The 16,679-nt window shown below is 70.4% G+C and carries 21 protein-coding genes; 16 read left to right on the top strand and 5 right to left on the bottom strand.

Translation table 11 applies throughout. The annotated features are described in order from the left end of the window. Positions 1–35: 35 nt before the first annotated feature. The 6 genes from KGA65_RS01180 to KGA65_RS01155 all read left to right on the top strand — a co-directional run bounded on the left by KGA65_RS01180 (position 36) and on the right by KGA65_RS01155 (position 3,920). On the top strand, positions 36–1,328 hold the full coding sequence (locus KGA65_RS01180) for an NAD(P)/FAD-dependent oxidoreductase (RefSeq protein ID WP_225861310.1): 1,293 nt from the start codon (positions 36–38) through the stop codon (positions 1,326–1,328). A gap of 39 nt (positions 1,329–1,367) precedes the next feature. Then, on the top strand, positions 1,368–1,595 hold the full coding sequence (locus KGA65_RS01175; RefSeq protein WP_225861309.1) for a YgaP family membrane protein: 228 nt from the start codon (positions 1,368–1,370) through the stop codon (positions 1,593–1,595). Between the two features lie 109 nt (positions 1,596–1,704). Continuing rightward, complete coding sequence (locus tag KGA65_RS01170) at positions 1,705–1,989, top strand: metal-sensing transcriptional repressor (protein ID WP_375142595.1); 285 nt, start codon at positions 1,705–1,707, stop codon at positions 1,987–1,989. 23 nt (positions 1,990–2,012) lie between these two features. Continuing rightward, entirely contained in the window at positions 2,013–2,459 is a 447-nt protein-coding gene (locus tag KGA65_RS01165) for an OsmC family protein (RefSeq protein WP_225861307.1), read from the top strand. After that, positions 2,456–2,737 carry a rhodanese-like domain-containing protein gene (locus KGA65_RS01160; RefSeq protein ID WP_225861306.1) on the top strand — a complete coding sequence of 94 codons (282 nt, stop codon included), beginning with the start codon at positions 2,456–2,458 and terminating at the stop codon, positions 2,735–2,737. Before KGA65_RS01165 ends, KGA65_RS01160 begins: the two co-directional genes overlap by 4 nt. Before the next feature lie 169 nt (positions 2,738–2,906). Then, the gene (locus tag KGA65_RS01155; protein ID WP_225861305.1) at positions 2,907–3,920 is read left to right on the top strand and encodes a cytochrome-c peroxidase; all 1,014 of its coding nucleotides are present in this window, start codon (positions 2,907–2,909) and stop codon (positions 3,918–3,920) included. A gap of 24 nt (positions 3,921–3,944) precedes the next feature. Here KGA65_RS01155 and KGA65_RS01150 read toward each other — a convergent pair whose 3' ends face one another. Both KGA65_RS01150 and KGA65_RS01145 read right to left on the bottom strand, forming a co-directional pair. After that, entirely contained in the window at positions 3,945–4,592 is a 648-nt protein-coding gene (locus KGA65_RS01150) for a DUF599 domain-containing protein (protein ID WP_225861304.1), read from the bottom strand. Next, complete coding sequence (locus KGA65_RS01145; protein ID WP_225861303.1) at positions 4,589–5,194, bottom strand: SAM-dependent methyltransferase; 606 nt, start codon at positions 5,192–5,194, stop codon at positions 4,589–4,591. The genes KGA65_RS01150 and KGA65_RS01145 overlap by 4 nt, the downstream gene beginning before the upstream one ends. 68 nt (positions 5,195–5,262) lie before the next feature. Here KGA65_RS01145 and KGA65_RS01140 point away from each other — a divergent pair, with 68 nt between their 5' ends. The 5 genes from KGA65_RS01140 (at position 5,263) to KGA65_RS01120 (ending at position 9,117) form a co-directional block, all read left to right on the top strand. Continuing rightward, positions 5,263–6,141 carry an MBL fold metallo-hydrolase gene (locus KGA65_RS01140; RefSeq protein WP_225861302.1) on the top strand — a complete coding sequence of 293 codons (879 nt, stop codon included), beginning with the start codon at positions 5,263–5,265 and terminating at the stop codon, positions 6,139–6,141. 13 nt (positions 6,142–6,154) lie between these two features. Next, the gene (locus KGA65_RS01135; protein ID WP_225861301.1) at positions 6,155–7,153 is read left to right on the top strand and encodes an SLAC1 anion channel family protein; all 999 of its coding nucleotides are present in this window, start codon (positions 6,155–6,157) and stop codon (positions 7,151–7,153) included. Positions 7,154–7,181: 28 nt separating this feature from the next. Next, a complete protein-coding gene (locus tag KGA65_RS01130) occupies positions 7,182–7,574 on the top strand; it encodes a thioredoxin family protein (protein ID WP_225861300.1) in 393 nt (130 codons plus the stop codon). A 117-nt stretch (positions 7,575–7,691) separates the two neighbouring features. Next, positions 7,692–7,961, top strand: a complete 270-nt coding sequence (locus KGA65_RS01125; RefSeq protein WP_225861299.1) for a hypothetical protein — start codon at positions 7,692–7,694, stop codon at positions 7,959–7,961. A gap of 130 nt (positions 7,962–8,091) precedes the next feature. Next, positions 8,092–9,117, top strand: coding sequence for a sulfate ABC transporter substrate-binding protein (locus tag KGA65_RS01120; RefSeq protein ID WP_225861298.1), 1,026 nt, complete (start codon positions 8,092–8,094; stop codon positions 9,115–9,117). A 7-nt stretch (positions 9,118–9,124) separates the two neighbouring features. Here the strand turns inward: KGA65_RS01120 and KGA65_RS01115 are convergent, their stop codons facing one another. Both KGA65_RS01115 and KGA65_RS01110 read right to left on the bottom strand, forming a co-directional pair. Next, positions 9,125–9,610: a glutathione peroxidase gene (locus KGA65_RS01115; protein WP_375142594.1), complete on the bottom strand. Its 486-nt coding sequence runs from the start codon at positions 9,608–9,610 to the stop codon at positions 9,125–9,127. Then, complete coding sequence (locus KGA65_RS01110; protein WP_225861297.1) at positions 9,607–10,248, bottom strand: glutathione S-transferase family protein; 642 nt, start codon at positions 10,246–10,248, stop codon at positions 9,607–9,609. Before KGA65_RS01110 ends, KGA65_RS01115 begins: the two co-directional genes overlap by 4 nt. 180 nt (positions 10,249–10,428) lie before the next feature. Between KGA65_RS01110 and cysT the strand changes: the two genes are divergently transcribed. The 5 genes from cysT (at position 10,429) to KGA65_RS01085 (ending at position 15,095) form a co-directional block, all read left to right on the top strand. Further along, the gene (gene cysT, locus KGA65_RS01105) at positions 10,429–11,343 is read left to right on the top strand and encodes a sulfate ABC transporter permease subunit CysT (protein WP_225861296.1); all 915 of its coding nucleotides are present in this window, start codon (positions 10,429–10,431) and stop codon (positions 11,341–11,343) included. 15 nt (positions 11,344–11,358) lie between these two features. Further along, positions 11,359–12,240 carry a sulfate ABC transporter permease subunit CysW gene (cysW, locus tag KGA65_RS01100; RefSeq protein ID WP_225861295.1) on the top strand — a complete coding sequence of 294 codons (882 nt, stop codon included), beginning with the start codon at positions 11,359–11,361 and terminating at the stop codon, positions 12,238–12,240. A gap of 10 nt (positions 12,241–12,250) precedes the next feature. Further along, a complete protein-coding gene (locus KGA65_RS01095; protein WP_225861294.1) occupies positions 12,251–13,267 on the top strand; it encodes a sulfate/molybdate ABC transporter ATP-binding protein in 1,017 nt (338 codons plus the stop codon). 134 nt (positions 13,268–13,401) lie between these two features. Further along, the gene (locus KGA65_RS01090; protein WP_225861293.1) at positions 13,402–14,370 is read left to right on the top strand and encodes a CysB family HTH-type transcriptional regulator; all 969 of its coding nucleotides are present in this window, start codon (positions 13,402–13,404) and stop codon (positions 14,368–14,370) included. Beyond that, complete coding sequence (locus KGA65_RS01085; protein ID WP_225861292.1) at positions 14,367–15,095, top strand: serine O-acetyltransferase; 729 nt, start codon at positions 14,367–14,369, stop codon at positions 15,093–15,095. The genes KGA65_RS01090 and KGA65_RS01085 overlap by 4 nt, the downstream gene beginning before the upstream one ends. 14 nt (positions 15,096–15,109) lie before the next feature. On the opposite strand, the gene KGA65_RS01080 is transcribed toward KGA65_RS01085, so the two are convergent. After that, positions 15,110–16,558, bottom strand: a complete 1,449-nt coding sequence (locus KGA65_RS01080) for an FAD/NAD(P)-binding protein (protein WP_225861291.1) — start codon at positions 16,556–16,558, stop codon at positions 15,110–15,112. Between the last annotated feature and the right edge of the window lie 121 nt (positions 16,559–16,679).

Below are 16,679 nucleotides of genomic sequence, written 5' to 3'. Positions count from 1 at the left end.
CGCCGTCGACAGAGCGGCACTAGGAGACAACGACCATGGCCCACATCGTCATCCTCGGCGCCGGCATCGGCGGCATGCCCTGCGCGTACGAACTGCGCGAAATGCTCCCCAAGGAGCACAAGATCACCGTGGTCAGCGCGGTGGACTACTTCCAGTTCGTGCCCTCCAACCCCTGGATCGCGGTGGGCTGGCGCCAGCGCGACGAGATCGTGCTGAAGGTCGGCCCGCTGCTGGAGAAGAAGGGCATCGGCTTCATCCCCTCGGCGGTGACAGCCATCGATGCCCCGGGCAACCAGGTCACGCTGGCCGACGGCCAGGTGCTGGTCTATGACTACCTGGTCATCACCACCGGCCCCAAGCTGGCCTTTGACGAGGTGCCCGGCGCCGGCCCGGCTGCCCATGGCGGTGGCGGCCACACCCACTCGGTGTGCTCGGTGGACCATGCCGAGGCCTTCTGGGCCGATTACCAGGAATTCCTGAAGAACCCGGTCGGCCCGATCATCGTCGGTGCCATGCCCGGCGCCAGCTGCTTCGGCCCGGCCTACGAGTTCGCCTTCATCGTCGACGCCGACCTGCGCAAGCGCAAGCTGCGCCACAAGGTGCCGATGCACTACGTGACCAGCGAGCCCTACATCGGCCACCTGGGCCTGGGCGGCGTGGGCGACAGCAAGTCCATGCTGGAAAGCGAGCTGCGCAACCACGACATCAAGTGGATCACCAACGCCAAGACCACCAAGGTCGAGGCCGGCAAGCTGTTCACCACCCAGCTCGACGAGCACGGCAATGTGGTCAAGGAGCATGAGCTGCCCTTCAAGCTGGCCATGATGCTGCCGGCCTTCAAGGGCGTCGACCCGGTCGCTGCGGTGCCCCATCTGTGCAACCCGCGCGGCTTTGTGCTGATCGACGAGTTCCAGCGCAGCAAGGCCTACAAGAACATCTTCTCGGCCGGCGTGTGCGTGGCCATCCCACCGGTGGAAGTGACCCCGGTGCCCACCGGCGCGCCCAAGACGGGCTACATGATCGAGACCATGACCTCGGCCATCGCCCACAACATCGCCGACGAGCTGGCCGGCAAGCCCGCCACCGCCCAGGGCACCTGGAACGCCATCTGCCTGGCCGACATGGGCGACACCGGCGCCGCCTTCGTGGCGCTGCCGCAGATCCCGCCGCGCAACGTCAACTGGTTCAAGAAGGGCAAGTGGGTGCACCTGGCCAAGGTCGCCTTCGAAAAATACTTCCTCTCGAAGATGAAATCCGGCAACTCCGAACCCATCTACGAGAAGTACGTGCTGAAGGCCCTGGGCATCGTGCGCCTGACCGACCGCTGATCCACCCACCGTTTCCTCATGTCCACAGGGAGTTCCTCCATGACCGTCACCCGCCTGCTGCGCATCATTCCCGGCCTGTTCATCCTGCTGTCCCTGGCCCTGGGCGTGGAGGGCAGCCCCCTCTTCGTCAGCAAGTGGTGGCTGGCCTTCACCGCCTTCGTCGGCCTGAACCTGCTGCAGTTCGGTTTCACCAACGTCTGCCCGATGGCCTTCTTCCTGAAGAAGCTGGGCGTGCCGGAAGGCGAGGGCGGCAGCTGCTGCCGCTGAGGGCCTCGACGGGAAATCTCCCTCCAGTCAGAAAAACCTGAAGGAAGACAGGACAATGGCAGCTTCCCCAACGAAACCCGCTCCCGACGGGGAGCCCTGTGCCATGTCGATGTTGACCGACGATAAGACCCGCACCGACCTGCTCAACCGCCTCAAGAGGGCGGAAGGGCAGTTGCGCGGCATCCAGCGCATGATCGAGGAAGGCCAGCCCTGCCAGGACGTGGCCAGCCAGATGGCCGCCGTGCGCAAGGCCCTGGACAGCACCTATGTGCGCATGACCGTGTGCTACATGGAACAGGAGCTGGGCGCCCATGTGGGCACCACGCCCAAGGGCCGCAAGCAGCTCACCGAAGTCCTGGGCGAGGTGCAGACCCTGCTCGGCAAGGTCCGCTGACCACCCGCCCCCCGGAGATCGCGATGAGCCAAGACCTTGTCACCGTCCACCTGACCCAGGCCCAGGACTACCAGTTCGATGTGGCGTTCGGCGCCGGCATCCCGGCGCTGCGCTGCGACGAGCCGCCGCCGCTGGGCCAGAACCAGGGCCCGTCGCCCATGCACCTGCTGGCCGCGGCAGTGGGCAACTGCCTGTCCGACTCGCTGCTGTTCGCGCTGCGCAAGTTCAAGCAGCAGCCCGAGCCGCTGCGCACCGAGGTGCAGGCCGAGGTGGGCCGCAACGCCGAGAACCGCCTGCGCGTGCTGCGCATGCGCGCCACGCTGACGCTGGGCGTGCCGGCGGCCTCGCTGGAGCACCTGGACCGGGTGCTGGCCAGCTTCGAGCAGTACTGCACCGTCACCCAGAGCGTTGCCCAGGGCTTCCCCGTGGAAGTCCAGGTGGTCGACGCCACCGGAGCCCGATTGAAATGACCTCTCCCGAACCCCTGTTGATCGATGTCCGCTCACCGGGCGAATATGCCGGTGGCTACCTGGATGGCGCCGTGAACCTGCCGCTGGACCAGCTGCAGGCCGGCATCGGCCGGGTCGCTCCCGACCTGGCCGCCCCCCTCGTGCTGTACTGCGCCTCCGGGGCCCGTTCCGGCATGGCCTGCATGCTGCTGCAGCAGATGGGCTACCGCCAGGTCAGCAACGGCGGCGGCATCGGCGTGCTGGCCATGACCAGCGGCCGCCCGGTGCGGCGCGGCTGAACGCCGGTCCAGAGTCTCCTGTTCTGCTCGGGCTTCAGCAAACCCTAAGGGTTGCCCCCTAGGGTGGTGCCGGGCCCCGCCGCGCCCTCGCTGGGGTGTGGGCCTGGGGTGAATCGCCACGGTCCCCGGCCGGCGCGGCCCCTCCTGCAGCGAGGATCAGGGAGACTCCATGAAAAAACCATTCCCGCGGCGCATCCACGCGCTCGTGCTCGGCGCCCTGTGGGCGGCGGCCCAGATCGGCCACGCCGCCACGGCCCCCCGTGAACCGATCCAGCCCGTTCCCCCGGCCAAGGCGGCCAACCCCGCCCTGGTGGCCCTGGGGCAGAAGCTGTTCTTCGACCCCCGGCTGTCGCGCTCGGGCGCGATTTCCTGCAATTCCTGCCACAACCTGAGCATGGGCGGCAGCGACAACCTGCGCAGCTCCATCGGCCACGGTTGGCAGCAGGGGCCGATCAACTCGCCGACGGTGCTGAACGCCCGCTACAACCTGGCCCAGTTCTGGGATGGCCGCGCCAGCGATCTGAAGGCGCAGGCCGGCGGCCCCATCGCCAACCCGGGCGAGATGGCGTCCACCCATGCGCTGGCGGTGGAGGTGCTGGGGTCCATCCCGGGCTACCGGCGTGAGTTCCGCCAGGTGTTCCAGCGGGATGCGATCACGATCGACGAGGTGACCCAGGCCCTGGCCGCCTTCGAGGAGACCCTGGTCACCCCGAACGCCCGCTTCGACCGCTGGCTGCAGGGCGACGCCAAGGCCCTCAACGCCAATGAGCTGGCCGGCTACCAGCTGTTCAAGAGCAGCGGCTGCACCGCCTGCCACAACGGCGTGGCGGTGGGTGGCGGCCTGTTCCAGAAGATGGGCCTGGTCAAGCCCTTCGAGACGCGCAACCCCGCCCAGGGCCGCTACGGCGTGACGCACCAGGAAGGCGACCGCATGGTGTTCAAGGTGCCCACGCTGCGCAATGTGGAGCTGACCTATCCCTACTTCCACGATGGCAGCGCCGCGACGCTGACCCAGGCCGTGGACGTGATGGGGCGGGTGCAGCTGGGCCGCCAGTTCACGTCCGATGAGAACGCCCAGCTCGTGGCCTTCCTGAAGACGCTGACCGGCACCCAACCGACGCTGGCCCTGCCGGTGCTGCCGCCGTCGACCGACGCCACCCCGGCGCCGCATCCGTTCGACTGAACGGGACCGGCCGGGGGCGCGCGCTCAGTCGATCGCGCCCGGCCGGTCGAACTGCCAAAGCACCCAGACCAGGCCCAGGCTGGCCGGCGGCATCAGCCACGGGTTGACGATGCCCGCCACCAGCGGGGCCACCATCAGGAAGCTGCGCAGCCCCCAGCCGTACAGGTAACCGGCCCGGGTCAAATAATCGGTGGCCAGCGGCACCAGGGCCTCACGCTGCGGCGTGGCCGCGGGCATGGACAGCGCAAAGCCGGCGTGGTTGTAGTAGCGCATTGACAGCGCCGAACACACGAACGAACCGAACAGCACCCCCATCAGCGCCAGCCCCAGCACCTCCAGCGGTGTGATGGCGCTGGCCCGCAGGCTGTGCAGGCCAGCCGCCAGCTGCGAGCCGGCCAGGCTGACAGCGCCCATCATGCACAGGGCGGCGGTGGAGGCCGAGATCGTCGCCGACATCAGCGAGTTGCGCAGCGTCTGCACCGCCACGATCTCGAAGCCCGGTTTTTCGGCCAGCGCGCGCACCCAGTCGGCGCGCATGCGCGCATGGGCCGCCCGGGCAACCCGGTGGGGCGTGCGCCGCCCCCGCACCAGCACCTGCAGCTCATAGGCCAGCACGATCAGGCTGCCCAGCACCAGGCCGGCCCAGGTGCTCCAGAGGTCCGTGCCGCTCACGGGCGCAGGCCGATGTAGCGGGTCACCCGGGCCAGCCCCTGGTGGCCCGGCCCTTCGTCCAGCACGGCCGAGACCTCCTCGCCCAGCTGTTCCGTCAGCAGGCCATCGAAGTCGTGGCGCAGGTCGGCCAGCGTCATCAGCATGTCCGGGTCCTTCGGGCCCCCGCTGTGGTGGCGCAGCTGCTCGGGGTGAAAGCCCTCCAGCAGCAGGCGGCCGCCCGGCTTGAGCGCCTGCGCCAGACGGCGGTGCAGGTCGGTGCGCCAGGCCGAGGGCAGGTGCACATAGACCAGCACCACCGCGTCGAAGGCCGCCTGCGGCGGCACCCAGGTGCTCAGGTCGGCCTGCTGGCTGGACCAACGGTCCGCCACACCCTGCTCACGGGCCAGCGCCTGCCCCTTGGCCAGGCCGACGGCCGAGCTGTCCACCGCCAGCACCGTGTGGCCCTGCAGGGCCAGCCAGACGCTGTTGCGCCCCTCGCCATCGCCCGGCAGCAGCACCTGGCCCGGCACCCAGGCCGCCGCCTGGTGCTTCAGAAAGGCATTGGGCTGCAGGCCATACTTGAAGCCCGGCTCGGCGAAACGTTCATCCCAGAATTGACTCATTGCAGAAACGGTTGTTGGCGTCGGGCTAATATACCCATCACCGTATATTCACGAGGGAGCAGACCACGATGACCACACGGGCCCAGATTGAATCCTTCCACGATCCGGTGACCGGCACTTTCAGCCATCTGGTGCTGGACCCGGCCACGCGCCGCTGCGCGCTGGTCGATACGGTACTCGATTACGACCCGGCGGCGGGCCGCACCCGCAGCACCAGCGCGGAGAAGCTGCTCGCCCGGGTGCAGGCGCTGGGCGCCCAGGTGGACTGGCTGCTGGAGACCCATGTGCATGCCGACCACCTCTCGGCCGCCGCCTGGCTACAGGACCGCGTGGGGGGCCGCATCGCGGTGGGCGAGCACATCGTCACCGTGCAGCAGACCTTTGGCCGGCTGTTCAACGCCGAGCCCGGCTTCGTGCCCGATGGCCGCGCCTTCGACCACCGCTTCGCCGATGGCGAGGTGTTCCACATCGGCGAGCTGCGCCTGCGCGCCCTGCACACCCCCGGCCACACCCCCGCCTGCATGACCTACCTGCTGGAGGACGACGCCACGCCCGCGGCCTTCGTCGGCGACACGCTGTTCAGGCCGGACTACGGCAGCGCCCGCTGCGACTTCCCGGGCGGTGACGCCGCGCTGCTGTACCGCTCGGTGCGCAAGCTGCTCGCGCTGCCGCCGCAGACCCGGCTGTACTTCTGCCACGACTACCCCGCCGCCGGCCAGGCGCCGCAGATCACCGCCACCGTGGCCGAGGAGCGGGCGGCCAACATCCACCTGCATGACGGCGTGGAGGAGGCCGAATTCGTCGCGATGCGCCGCCAGCGCGACGCCACGCTGGCCATGCCCACGCTGCTGCTGCCCTCGGTGCAGGTCAACATGCGCGCCGGCCACCTGCCGCCTGCCGAAGACAATGGCACGCGCTACCTGAAGATCCCCCTCAACCAGCTCTGATTCGACCCACCCCATGGCGTCCTCCCCCACTCCGCTCAAGCACCTGGCCCCCGGCTGGTTCTCCCTTCCGATGGGCCTGGCCGGCCTGTCGCTGGCCTGGTGGCGGGCCGGCCCGCTGATGGGTGACACGGCCACCGGCATCGCGCTGGTCTGCGGCGGGGTGGCCGCCCTCGCGTTCCTGGCCCTGCTGGCCGCCAGCCTGCTGCGCTGGCAGCGCTACCCGCAAGCCTGGGCCGACGATCTGAAGCACCCGGTGCGCCACACCTTCGTCGCCACGCTGCCGGTCGCCACGCTGCTGCTGGCCACCCTGGGCGTGAGCTTCTTCGGCCCGCACCCCCTCGTGCGGGCGCTGTGGTGGCTGGGCTCGCTGGGGCAGTTCGGCGTCACGCTGTGGGTGCTGGCCCGCTGGTGGCGGCCCAAGGAACAAGGCGGCCTGAACTGGGCCAGCATCACGCCGGCGCTGCTGATCCCGGTGGTCGGCAATGTGGTGGCGCCGTTGGGCGGCGTGGCCCTGGGCCAGGGCGACTGGGCCATGGCCCAGTTCGGCATCGGCCTGCTGTTCTGGCCGGTGGTGCTGGCCCTGCTGGCCGCCCGCATGCTGGTGCAGGGCAGCTTTCCGGAACGCCTGCTGCCCACCGCCTTCATCCTGATCGCGCCGCCCGCGGTCAGCGGCCATGCGGTGCTGCAACTGGGCGCGCCCGACAGCCTGGGCTGGCTGTTCTGGGGCATGGCGCTGTTCGCCTTCGCCTGGGCCGCCACGCTGGCGCGGCGGCTGCAACCGCTGGGCTTCTCGCTGACGCACTGGGCCCTGTCCTTCCCGCTGGCCTCGCTGGCCAGCCTGACGCTGCGCCTGGCCCAGCCCGGCGGCCTGCTGGCGGTGCTGGGGCCGGTGCTGCTGGCCCTGGCCTCGCTGATCATCCTGGGGCTGCTGATGGCCACCTGGCGCGGGCTGCGCGACGGCAGTCTGCTGGCCCCGGAGCCGGTGGCCCAGATCATCCCCGCCGGCCCTTGAACCGACCGGCGGTGGCACACTGACCGCCATGTCCACCGCCGCGTCCCCTGCTTCCCCGTCCCTGCTGCTGGCCTGTCTGTGCGCCGCCTGGTGCCCCACCTGCGTGGGCTACCAGAGCACCTTCAACGCCCTGGCGCGCCAACACCCCGAGGCCCGGCTGGTCTGGATCGACATCGAAGACCATGCCGACGCGCTGGAAGACGGCGACGAGGCCATCCCCGACATCGAGAACTTCCCGACCCTGCTGCTGCTGCGCGACGGGCAGCCGGTGTTCCACGGCACGGTGCTGCCGCACGCCCAGGTGGCCGAGCGCCTGCTGCAGCAGGCGGACGCATTGCGCCCCATCACCGCGCCCACCGTGCAGGCCCTGGCCCGGGCGGTGGCGGCGCTGGCGCGGGACGACGCGCTGCGCGCGGGCTGAGCCCCCGCGCGCTTCCCCGCTTATGCAGCCGGCAGGGCTGCATGCGCGAAAGCCTTCGTTGACCCCCGGCCCCGGGACCCCGGACCATCGGTGTGACCGATGCCCAAGGAGCCCCCGATGCGGCCTGCCCCGACGCCCCTGCCCACGGCCACACTGGCCCTCGCCCTGGACCCCACCACCGAGGCCGGCCCCTGGCTGCAGGCCCATCCCGACCTGCTGCTCTCGCTGGGCCGGCAGCTGCGGGTGGCCGGCTACCAGCTGGACCCAGCCCGCCTGGCGGCCGAGCTGCTGACGCGCGGCCAGGCCGGCGCCACCGATGCCTGCGGTCAGCGCGTTGCGGTGCGCATGCGCCTGGCGCTGCAGTTCGACGTCCGCCAGGCGGCCTGAGCGCCGACGCCCGGGGCAAGAGCGGCATGTTCAGACAGCGCATAAGGAAGCGCGATTTGATTCGTTCCGCGTTGCAGGCGCGCTTCCTAGCATGGCTTCCATCGCATTCCACCCGCTGCAAAGGAACCTCATGCCGTCCCGCCGTACCGCCCTGTCCCGCCTGAGCCAGCTGGCCCTGGCCACCGCGCTGGCCGCCACCGGCCTGCCCAGCTTCGCCAAGGACGTCACGCTGCTGAACGTCTCCTACGACCCGACGCGCGAGCTCTACCAGGACTACAACAAGGCCTTCGCCGCGCACTGGAAGGCCAAGACCGGCGACACGGTGACGGTCAAGCAGTCGCACGGCGGCTCGGGCAAGCAGGCCCGCTCGGTGATCGACGGGCTGGAGGCCGACGTGGTGACGCTGGCCCTGGGCTACGACATCGACGAGCTGCACAGCGTGGCCAAGCTGATCCCGGCCGACTGGCAGAAGCGCCTGCCGCACAACAGCTCGCCCTACACCTCGACCATCGTGTTCCTGGTGCGCAAGGGCAACCCCAAGGGCATCAAGGACTGGGATGACTTGGTCAAGCCGGGCATCAGCATCATCACCCCCAACCCCAAGACCTCCGGCGGCGCCCGCTGGAACTACCTGGCAGCCTGGGGCTACGCGCTGAAGAAGCCGGGCGGCAGCGAGGCCAAGGCCCAGGCCTTCGTCTCGGCCCTCTACAAGAACGTGCCGGTGCTGGATTCGGGCGCCCGTGGCGCCACCACCACCTTCGTCGAGCGCGGCATCGGCGATGTGCTGATCGCCTGGGAGAACGAGGCCTTCCTGGCGGTCAAGGAGCTGGGCCCGGACAAGTTCCAGATCGTCGTGCCCTCGGTCAGCATCCTGGCCGAGCCGCCGGTGGCGGTGGTGGACAAGGTGGTCGACAAGCGCGGCACCCGCGCGGTGGCCCAGGCTTATCTGGAATACCTGTACTCGCCGGAAGGCCAGAAGATCGCGGGCGAGAACTACTACCGGCCGATCGACCCCAAGGTGGGGGCCCAGTTCGACAAGCTGTTCCCGAAGCTGAAGCTGTTCACGATCAACGACACCTTCGGCGGCTGGGCCAAGGCGCAGGCCACCCACTTCAAGGATGGCGGCGTGTTCGACCAGATCTACGCCAAGCACTGACCCGCGCTCAGCGCGGCAGCACCGCCTCGATGTCCGCCGCCAGGCCCGCAGGCTTGTCCAGCGGCGCGTAGCGGTGCACCACGCGACCGGCGGGATCGACCAGGAACTTGGTGAAGTTCCACTTGATGCCCTCGGTGCCCAACAGCCCGGGGGCTTCGCGCTTGAGCCAGCGGTAGAGCGGATGGGCGTTGGCTCCGTTCACCTCGGTCTTGGCGAACAGCGGGAAGCTGACCGCGTAGCGCAGGCTGCAGAACTGGCGGATGGCCTCGGCATCGCCGGGCTCCTGGTGGCCGAACTGGTCACAGGGAAAGCCCAGCACCGAGAAGCCACGCGCCTGGTAGCGGCGCTGCAGCGCCTCCAACCCCTCGTACTGCGGGGTGAAGCCGCAGCGGCTGGCCACGTTGACCACCAGCAGGGCCTGACCGGCGAAGTCGCGCAGCGCCCGGGGCTGGCCGTCCAGCGTCGTCAGCGCGATCTCGGGCAGGCCGCTCACGCCAGGGCCTCCAGCGTGGCGCGGGCCTGTTGCACCGCCGGCCGGGCCCGCATGCGCTCGCGGTGTTCCAGCAGCCAGGGGAAGGCCGCCGTGTCCACGCCATCGCCTTCCAGCCATTCACCGATCGTGTAGAGGTAGGGATCGGCCACCGTGTACTGTTCGCCGAAGACCCAGGGGCCCTGCCACCAGTCGCGGCCGATCAGCGCGAAGGCCTCGCGCATGTTCGCGCCGACCTTGGCCTTCATCGCCTCCCAGCTGGCCGGGTCGTCCGACCAGCGGACCCCGCGGTGCTTGTGGGCATGGGCCACATGCACCGTGCTGGCCAGGTAGCTGTTGAAAGCCTGCACCCGGGCCCAGGCGAAGGCGTCGTCCACCGGCCCCAGCCGGGCAGCCGGACAGGATTGGGCCACGAAGGCCAGCAGAGCCGGGGTCTCGACCAGCGTGCCCTGCGAGGTGACCAAGGCCGGCACGCGGCCCAGCGGGTTCAGGGCCAGGTACTCGGGGGTGTGCTGCTGCCCCCCGGCCAGGTTGAGCTTGATGAGCCGCAGCGGCACCGCCGCCTCGCACAACGCAATGTGCACCGCCTGCGCGCAGGTGCCGGGGGCCAGGTAAAGGGTCCAGGGAGTGTCGGTGTCCATCGCAGCCAGCCTGTCACACAGGGGTCAGTGGAAAGGCTGCCATTGTGCGTTGGCGGCCCATATGACGCTTTGGCATATCGATGAGCGTTTTGAGTTGTTCCTCGATCCAGCCCGGCTGCCTAACATGACTTCACGCATTTTCTTCCGCGCGAACCGCATGAGCGCCACGCGCCCGCTGCCATGACCACTTGCCAACCCTCGCTCGGTGCCGCCGACGCCGCTGTGGCGCCGCCCCAGGCCCGCTCGCGCGGGCCGGCCGCCGGACCGCTGTCACGCCTGCTGCTGCGCCAGCGCAGCGTGCTGCCCGGCTTCGACCTGTCATTGGGCCTGACCCTGCTGTACCTGGGCCTGATCGTGCTGGTGCCGCTGAGCGCGGTCTTCCTGAAGACCTTCACGCTGAGCTGGCCCGACTTCTGGGCCGCGGTCGCCTCGCCGCGGGTGCTGGCGTCCTACCGGCTGACCTTCGGCGCCTCGCTGGCCGCGGCCCTGCTCAATGCCGGCGCCGGCCTGCTGGTGGCCTGGGTGCTGGTGCGTTATGACTTTCCCCTCAAGCGCATCGTCGATGCGCTGGTGGACCTGCCGTTCGCCCTGCCCACCGCGGTCGCTGGCATTGCCCTCACGGCCTTGTACGCCCCGAATGGCTGGATCGGCCAGGCGCTGCCGTTCCAGGTGGCCTTCACGCCGCTGGGCGTGTTCGTGGCGCTGACCTTCATCGGCCTGCCGTTTGTCGTGCGCACGGTGCAGCCGGTGCTGGAGGATCTGTCGCAGGAGCTGGAAGAGGCCGCCGCCACACTGGGCGCCAGCCGCGGCCAGACCTTCTGGCATGTGATCCTGCCGACCCTGGCGCCGGCCCTGCTGACTGGCTTCGCGCTGGCCTTTGCCCGGGCCCTGGGCGAGTACGGCTCGGTGATCTTCATCGCCGGCAACATGCCGATGGTCTCCGAGATCACCCCGCTGCTGATCATCACCAAGCTGGAACAGTACGACTACGCCGGCGCCACCGCGATCGCGGTGGTGATGCTGGTGATCGCCTTCGTGCTGCTGCTGCTGATCAACCTGATCCAGGCCTGGGCGCGCCAGCGCCAGGGCCGCTGAACGGAGCCCTGCCCGATGTCCTCTGCTGCCTCCACCGCGCAGCCGGCCCGTTCGGCCCTGCAGGCCACGGCCGAACCCGGCTGGGTGCGCTGGTCACTGATTGCCGGCGCGTTGCTGTTCCTGTCCTTCTTCCTGTTCGTGCCGCTGCTGGCGGTGTTCGTCGAGGCCTTCAAGAAGGGCTGGGACGTCTACCTGGCCGCGATCGTCGAACCCGATGCGGTGGCCGCCATCGAGCTCACGCTGATCGCCGCCGCCATCTCGGTGCCGCTGAACCTGGTGTTCGGGGTCTGCGCCGCCTGGGCCGTCGCCAAGTTCGACTTCCGCGGCAAGAACCTGCTGCTGACGCTGATCGACCTGCCCTTCTCGGTCAGCCCGGTGATCGCCGGTCTGATGTACGTGCTGGTGTTCGGGCTGCAGGGCTGGTTTGGCGAGTGGCTGCGTGACCATGATCTGAAGATCATCTTCGCGGTGCCGGGCATCGTGCTGGCCACGGTGTTCGTGACCTTCCCTTTTATCGCCCGCGAGCTGATCCCGCTGATGCAGGCCCAGGGCAGCGAACAGGAAGAGGCGGCCCGCGTGCTGGGCGCCAACGGCTGGCAGATCTTCTGGAAGGTCACGCTGCCCAATGTGAAGTGGGCCCTGCTGTACGGCGTGATCCTGTGCAATGCCCGCGCCATGGGCGAGTTCGGCGCCGTCTCGGTCGTCTCCGGCCACATCCGCGGCAGCACCAACACCTTGCCGCTGCACATCGAGATTCTCTACAACGAATACCAGTTCGCCGCCGCCTTCGCGGTGGCCTCGCTGCTGGCCGGCCTGGCGCTGGTGACGCTGGTCATCAAGTACGGCGTCGAGCAGCGCATGAAGCATCAACTGGCCGCCCATTCCACGGCCGCCTGAGGACCCCCCCATGAGCATCGAAGTCCGCCAACTGGTCAAGCGCTTTGGCAACCTCACCGTCTGCGACCACCTCAACCTGGACATCCCGTCCGGCGAACTGGTGGCCCTGCTGGGCCCCTCGGGCTCGGGCAAGACCACGCTGCTGCGCATGATCGCCGGGCTGGAACAGCCCGACGAGGGCAGCGTGCTGTTCCACGGCGAGGACGCCACCGGCGTCTCGGTGCGCGAACGCAACGTCGGCTTCGTGTTCCAGCACTACGCGCTGTTCGGCCACATGAAGGTGGCCGACAACATCGCCTTCGGGCTGCGGGTGCGCCCGCGCGCCACCCGCCCCAGCGAGGCCCAGATCCGCGAGAAGGTCCGGGAACTGCTGCACCTGGTGCAGCTCGACACCCTGGCCGACCGCTTCCCGCACCAGCTCTCCGGCGGCCAGCGCCAGCGCGTGGCCCTGGCCCGAGCGCTGGCGGTGGAACCCAAGGTGCTGCTGCTGGACGAGCCCTTTGGCGCGCTGGACGCCAAGGTGCGCAAGGAGCTGCGCCGCTGGCTGCGCCGCCTGCACGACGAAATGCATGTGACCAGCGTCTTCGTGACCCACGACCAGGAAGAGGCCATGGAGGTGGCTGACCGCATCGTGGTGATGAACCAGGGCCGCATCGAGCAGGAGGGCTCGCCCGACGAGGTCTACGACCGGCCGGCCACGCCCTTCGTGCTGAAGTTCCTGGGCGACGTGAACCTGTTCCACCGCCGCACCGAGGCCGGCGAGGCCGTCAGCTATGTGCGCCCGCATGAGCTGGACATCGTCACCACGCCGCAGAGCGACACCTGGTCCGTCACGCTGGCGCAGACCCTCACCGTGGGCCCCAACACCCGCATCGAGTTCCTGCGCGAGGACGACGGCAGCCTGGTGGATGTGGAGCTTTCACGCGAGGCCTGGCGCACGCTGCAGCGCGACCTGAGCCTGACGCAGGGCAGCCGCGTGCACCTGAAGCCGCGCCGCGTGACCGAGTTCGACCCGCTCACACCGTGAGCCTGTGAACACGGTCCCGCGCTGCAGTCGCATATGCGGGACCCGGCTGTGCTCAGGCGCAAAGCTTCGTTCGCAGGCCGCCCCGCGCTGCCCAGAATCGTTCCCATCGTGATCGATTCGCCGAGGAGCACGTCATGAATTTCCAGCAACTTCGCTCGGTGCGGGAGACCGCCCGCCAGGGCTTCAACCTGACCACGGTGGCCCAGGTGCTGCACACCTCGCAGCCCGGCGTGAGCCGGCAGATCCGCGAACTGGAGGAGGAGCTGGGCCTGACCCTGTTCACTCGCCTGGGCAAGCGCCTGACCGGTCTGACGGCTCCGGGCGAGCGGATGCTGCCCATCGTCGAGCGCATGCTCGCCCATGCCGAGGCCCTGCGCCGCGCCGGCCGGGACCACGTCAAGGCCATGTCCGGCCAGCTCACTCTGGCAGCCACCCACTCGCAGGCCCGTTATGCCCTGCCCGGCGCGGTGATGGCCTTTCGGGCCCAGCACCCGCACGTCACGCTGCGGCTGCAGCAGGGCTCGCCCGAGCAGATCGCCCGCCTGCTGCGCGACCGCGAGGCCGACATCGGCATTGCCACCGAGGCCCTGGCGCGCCACCCCGACCTGGTCACGCTGGCCTGCTACACCTGGACCCACCTGGTGCTGGTCCCGGCCGGGCATGCGCTGGCCGACGGCCGGCCGCTCACGCTGCAGCGGCTGGCCGAGTTCCCGTTGATCACCTACGAGGCGGGCTACACCGGGCGTGGCCACATCGACCAGGCCTTTTCCCAGGCCGACGTGACGCCGCAGATGGCCATCGAGGCCACCGATGCCGACGTCATCAAGACCTACGTGGGCCTGGGCCTGGGGGTGGGCATCGTGGCCGCGATCGCCTACCAGCCCGAGCGCGACACCGGCCTGGTGGCGCTCGACGCCCGGCACCTGTTCCCGTCCAACGTGACCCGCCTGGCCGTGCGCCGGGGCGAGCCGCTGCGCGACGTGGTCTATGAATTCATCCGGGCCTTTGCCCCGCCGCTGACCCGCGACGTGGTGCAGGCCGAGCTGGAACGGGCCGGTCAGCCCCAGGACGCGACGGCCCTCACCGAGGAGTCTTTGGCATGAGCACGCTGTTGGACGAGGCCCCAGCCGCACGGACCGATCCCCTGGAGACCCTGGTCGCGCAACTGCGCGAGGTGCGCCTGGCCTGGCGCGAAGCCCAGGGCCGCACGCGCGAACCCGCGGCCCGGGAGCTGCCGTCGCCCGACACCCTGGCCCATGTGCTGGAGGACCTGGGCGGCGTGCTGTTCCCGATGCGGCTGGGCCCGCCCGAGCTGCGGTCCGCGACGGAGGACCGCTATGTGCGCCAGACGCTGGGCCAGACGCTGCTGTTCCTGGAGGGGCTGGTGCGGCTGGAACTGCAGCACGACGCCCGGGTGCGGGGGCAGGAACTGAGTGAGGGCCCCGGCATTGCCGAACAGGCCCACCAGACGGTGCAGGCCTTTGCGGCCACGCTGCCCACGGTGCGGGCCGAACTCGATGCCGACCTGGCGGCCTCGTTCGCGCATGAGCCCGATGCCCGCAGCCAGGACGAACTGCTGCTGTGGCACCGCGGCCTGCGGGCCCTGCGGATCCACCGCCTGGCCCACCGCTGGCATCAGGCCGGCCTGCCGCTGCTGGCCCGCATGGCGGCCGACCGGGCGCACCGCCAGACCGGGATCGACATCCACCCGGGCGCGCGCATCGGCGCCGGCTGCGCGCTGCGTCGCGCCACCGGGCTGGTGATTCCGGACGGCGCGGTGGTGCCGGCGGGCACGCTGATCGACGGCCAGCACGCCCTCGGCGGCTGAGGCCGCCGAGGGCCTCAGGCGGCCGCGTCCAGCGCTTCCGCCTGACGCTCCGCCTGAGCCTCGGCCCGCCGGGCCAGCAGACTGCGGGCCGCCTGCTGGGCGTGCAGCCGCAGCTCGGGGATGGCGATGGCCTCCCAGTGCTGGGCCTTGAGCATGGGCCCCACGTAATAGAGGTCTTCCACCGCCACGCCGCAGCAGTCCAGCGGCCGGTGCTCGGCATCGACCAGCAGGCCCAGGTCCAGCGCATCGGCACTGAGCAGACCCTGGTCCCGTAACGAGGCCAGCAGCGGGTCCTGGGCATCGCGCAGGCGGCCGGAGGGCCCGGTGCAGTTGACGACCGCGGCCACCGAGAGCGTCTGGGCCGGTCGACCATCCCGCGGCTGCAGTGTGACCTGCCACTGGCCGGGTTCACCGGGCACGGGCTGCACCCCGGCCAGGCGACCGGTCCAGGCGGTCAGCCGCCCCGCCGCGCGGTCCGCCTCCAACCGCTGCCACAGCGCCGGCGCCATGCGGTGGCGGTGGCTGTCCCACCAGGGCTGCAGATGGCGCAGGAACTGCCGCCGGTCGCGCAGCGACAGGCGCTGCCACAGCCGCGGCGTGCCAGCCCGCAGGCTGGCCATCACGTCGCGCCAGTCCAGGCCCTCGGCCTCGGCGTCGCGCACCCAGGCCCGCACCGCAGCCAAGGCGCTGCGCGGGTGCAGGGCCGCGCCCAGGTGGGCCACCGGCTGCAACCCCGGGCGGGGCCGGGCTTCGGCCACACGGTGGGGCTGCGGCAGACAGCCGCGCCGTGACACCAGGTGGATGGGACCCCGATGGCCCCGGTCGCGCAGCTCGATCACCAGGTCCACCGCCGTCAACCCACTGCCCACCAACAGCACGCCCGCGTCGACCGGGGGCCGCCAGTCGTCCGGGCGGCGCCAGGGATCAGGCCAGAGGCCGGGCGCCTCCCAGTCGCCCCCCGGCCCCAGGGACGGGGCCCGCGGCGGCAGGTGGCCGGTGGCCAGCAGCACCTGGGCGGCCCGCCCCACCCGGCCATCGGTCGTTTCCAGCCGCCAGCCCTGGTGGGCGCGCTGCAGCGCGTGCAGACCGGGCAGGCCCGTCTGCACCCGCAACCCCCGCGTGCGCGCGGCCGCCAGGCCCTGGGCCCACATCGCGCCGAGGTAGTCGGCCATCCAGCGGCGCGGCACGAAGTCGGCCGCCCCCCCGGGCCGCCCCTCGGCCACCAGCCAGCGCGCGAAGCCGCCTTCGTCGACCGGGTCCCACCCCAAGCGGCCGGACGGCACGTTGAGCAGGTGGCTGTCGCAGCCGGTGCCATAGGCCAGCCCGCGCCCCGGCTGGGCCTCCTGTCCGAGCACGCACAGCGTGGCACCTGCGGGCAGTTCCCGCATCAGCTGCAGCGCGGTCGCCACGCCGCTGAACCCAGTTCCCACGATCGCGATCGCGTCTTCGGCACCCCATTGCATCGGCAAGCTCCTGTGATCCATGCGGCCCGCGCACGGGACGCCCGGGCCTGCCCAGCATGCTGGCGGGATTCAGCGGGCTTGAGAACGCAGGACGCGGCATAAGCTCAGATCACCACGTCAT

Source organism: Ideonella benzenivorans, from assembly GCF_020387415.1.
Taxonomy (GTDB): domain Bacteria; phylum Pseudomonadota; class Gammaproteobacteria; order Burkholderiales; family Burkholderiaceae_C; genus Ideonella; species Ideonella benzenivorans.
Note: the sequence above shows the minus strand (reverse complement) of the source record. Positions and strands in the feature narration are given on the sequence as shown.